The sequence below is a fragment of the Bacillus badius NBRC 15713 genome (assembly GCF_001591605.1).
Lineage (GTDB): Bacteria > Bacillota > Bacilli > Bacillales > Domibacillaceae > Pseudobacillus > Pseudobacillus badius.
On the sequence record NZ_BCVF01000088.1, the window covers coordinates 1 to 2,746 of the forward strand.

The 2,746-nt window shown below is 48.8% G+C and carries 4 protein-coding genes; 1 reads left to right on the forward strand and 3 read right to left on the reverse strand.

Translation table 11 applies throughout. The features are described 5' to 3' along the window. Positions 1-197: 197 nt before the first annotated feature. Entirely contained in the window at positions 198-1,598 is a 1,401-nt protein-coding gene (locus tag BBA02S_RS19730; RefSeq protein WP_052477208.1) for a S8 family peptidase, read from the forward strand. A 78-nt stretch (positions 1,599-1,676) separates the two neighbouring features. Here the strand turns inward: BBA02S_RS19730 and BBA02S_RS19735 are convergent, their stop codons facing one another. The 3 genes from BBA02S_RS19735 to BBA02S_RS21200 all read right to left on the reverse strand — a co-directional run. Beyond that, positions 1,677-2,129, reverse strand: a complete 453-nt coding sequence (locus BBA02S_RS19735; RefSeq protein ID WP_041113009.1) for a GNAT family N-acetyltransferase — start codon at positions 2,127-2,129, stop codon at positions 1,677-1,679. Between the two features lie 76 nt (positions 2,130-2,205). Beyond that, positions 2,206-2,424: a YppG family protein gene (locus tag BBA02S_RS19740; protein ID WP_041099323.1), complete on the reverse strand. Its 219-nt coding sequence runs from the start codon at positions 2,422-2,424 to the stop codon at positions 2,206-2,208. A 104-nt stretch (positions 2,425-2,528) separates the two neighbouring features. Continuing rightward, positions 2,529-2,746 (reverse strand): hypothetical protein (locus BBA02S_RS21200; RefSeq protein WP_218011599.1); only part of this gene is annotated, 218 nt, incomplete at its 5' end.

The window sequence follows — 2,746 nt, forward strand, 5'->3', positions numbered from 1 at the left end:
TGGAAAGCAACAGCCCATCCTCGGGCAAACAAAAAGACTATAGACAGGCAGTGCGTGACACTGCCTGCTTTTTCTCTTCCTAACATAATCTGCACAAATAATGAGAAGCAAACAGGGAGATACTAATTGTGAAATTCGACGAACAGCAAGAAGGCCGGAATACCCGGCGGACAAAAAATACAACTTGAGGTGCAAGCATGCAAAGAAAAGGATTGATCGGGCTGTCCGTTTTGGTTTTAGGTGTGGCTGCTGTCTCCGTATTCAGCTTTTACGGACAGCAGGAAGAACCTGCGACGCGCTCTGCTGAGGACAGACAAGTGCGGCAAATGCAAGTGCGCAACTTGCAGCAAAGCCACCCCCATATTTTAAAGGTCAACATGATCGGGGAAAATGAAAAGCTGAAAAGAAAGCTGAACAATGATCCCTCCATTAAACTCGTTCATCATAACGATCAGGACAAAAGCCATTATTATAATAACGAAGTCATCGTGGATTTCAATGTGATCCCAACCGCAGCTGATATCGAAAAAATGAGCCGTGATATTGATGGCGAACTGACGGAAAAGCTGGATTCCGCTTATATTTTCAAATCCAACAGCCAACCGCCGGCTAAGCTGGTCGAGTATTTTCAGCGCCACCCTTATGTTGCCTATGCAGAGCCTCACTATATCTACCTGCCAAACGAAGTGAACGACACGTATTACCAAAATTACCAGTGGAATTTACCGGCTATTCGGACTGAAGGAGGCTGGGGAGTCACCCGCGGCTCGAAAAAAGTGAAGATTGCTGTTGTTGACAGCGGTGTTGACTTGAACCATCCGGATCTTTCCCATCGTCTGGAAAAAGGCTACAATGCCCTCGCTCCGAAAGAACCGCCCGCTGATGACAATGGCCACGGCACCCATGTCGCCGGCATTATCGCCTCCGTTCCCAACAACGGAGAAGGTGTAGCAGGAATTACATGGCACAACCCGATTATCCCGGTAAAGGTCCTGAACGCAGAAGGGATGGGCGGCTCCTTTGATGTCGCTAAAGGCATTCGCTGGGCAGCCGATCACGGCGCTGATGTCATTAATTTAAGTCTTGGAAATTACCAGCCCTCAGCTGTTATGGAAGAGGCCATCCGCTATGCAATGAACAAAGATGTCGTTGTTGTTTCTGCCGCCGGCAATGATAACTCCAGCCAGCCGAGTTTTCCGGCAGCTTATCCGGGTGTACTGGCGGTGGCAGCTGTAGACTCAGAAGGCAAGCGCGCCCCCTTCTCTAATTATGGAGATTATATTGATATTGCTGCACCCGGTGTTCACATTGCCAGCACCTTTTTCCGCGGACAATATGCGAGCCTGTCCGGCACATCCATGGCCGCCCCGCATGTGAGCGCCTTAGCCGGACTGATCCGTTCGATTGATCCGGATCTCAAAAACACTCAAATAATGGATATTATGACGCAAACGACGCAGCGAGGAGCCGCAGCCCTTCCTGATATCTATTATGGGAACGGAGTCATTGATAACGACAGCGCGTTGCGGGCAGCGTATAAAGAAAAATATCCATTTGGAAAAGACAACAGATGGCTGAACAAATTTTTTGGACAATAGAAAAGCTCGCAATAGGCACAGCAAAATGAAATACGCCGGCTTTGCCGGCGTATTCTCCTGGTTAGTGCCCTCCCACACCTAGTCTTTTTCGTTCTCCAGGTTTCGTTCCATTGTGGTACATACTTCATAAAAACCGAGTTTCTTGTAAAGCTGCTTCGCCCGGTTGCCCGCAAACACATTTAACTGCACTTTACGGTAGCCTTTTGCTTTCAATCGCCGGAAAGCTTCCTTGCATAGCTTTTCTGCCACTCCCCGGCTGCGGTACGGCGGAAGCACATAGAGCTCTTGGATAAACCCTGCTGCTTCATCGATATAAAAATCACGCATCTCTCCTATAGCAATCCACCCTTGAATGACGGGTCCTTCCACATAAAGAAGATAATATCCGCCTCCTTGCAAAAATGAAGCCGCCAGCTGAAAAGCCTTTTCTAAGCTCGGCTGTACATATCCTACTGACGCTTCCTTCCATACATGCAAGGAATGCTGCAAAATTCTTTGCGTCTCTGCAAATGTGGCTTTTCTAATGGCCATTTGTCCTCGTCACTCCCCTGTGAACCAACCAGCCGGTTATTTCGGCTTCTCTTTAAACAGCTGGGCTATGAGCTTGTTACCTGTTGATAAATTTAGCAATCATCGGGCTTACCTGGCCATATATGCTGTTCAATTGCCGGGCCGTAGCGGTAATCTTCCCTATATCATAATTGCCTTCCTGATCCCGGAAATAAGATAACAAACCGGCATTTTGCGGATAGGACTGCCCCCGTGCCGGCCGGCGTCCCCGAACAGGCGGATAAGGTCCGCGAGGTTGTCTCGGTCCGAAAAGCATAAGCACTGCACCTCCTTTGTACGCCTTATTCCATCCTATTCATTTCGTCCAATTCGGAAAGGGTGCGTACCCCAGATTGAGAAAATTTAAGACATTGAGCCTCTTCACAAAAAACAGGCTGCCGCAATGGCAGGCCCAGCTTTAGGTTTGACCTCTTCGTGATAGCAAGGATGGTCGGCTTTTTCCGCGCATGCCTGCCAAACAGGGAGGGTCATCACTTGTTGATACTTATACATTGTACTCTTCCAATCGACCCCATTGTACGGATACCCTGATTTTGGACCACTCCATTGCTTTGAATGGAAGGCGCGCAGACTCCGGC

Coding starts and splice junctions, on each gene's coding strand:
- BBA02S_RS19735 (WP_041113009.1), bottom strand. CDS start 2,129: ATGGCCATTAGAAAAGCCACATTTGCAGAGACGCAAAGAATTTTGCAG.
- BBA02S_RS19730 (WP_052477208.1), top strand. CDS start 198: ATGCAAAGAAAAGGATTGATCGGGCTGTCCGTTTTGGTTTTAGGTGTG.
- BBA02S_RS19740 (WP_041099323.1), bottom strand. CDS start 2,424: ATGCTTTTCGGACCGAGACAACCTCGCGGACCTTATCCGCCTGTTCGG.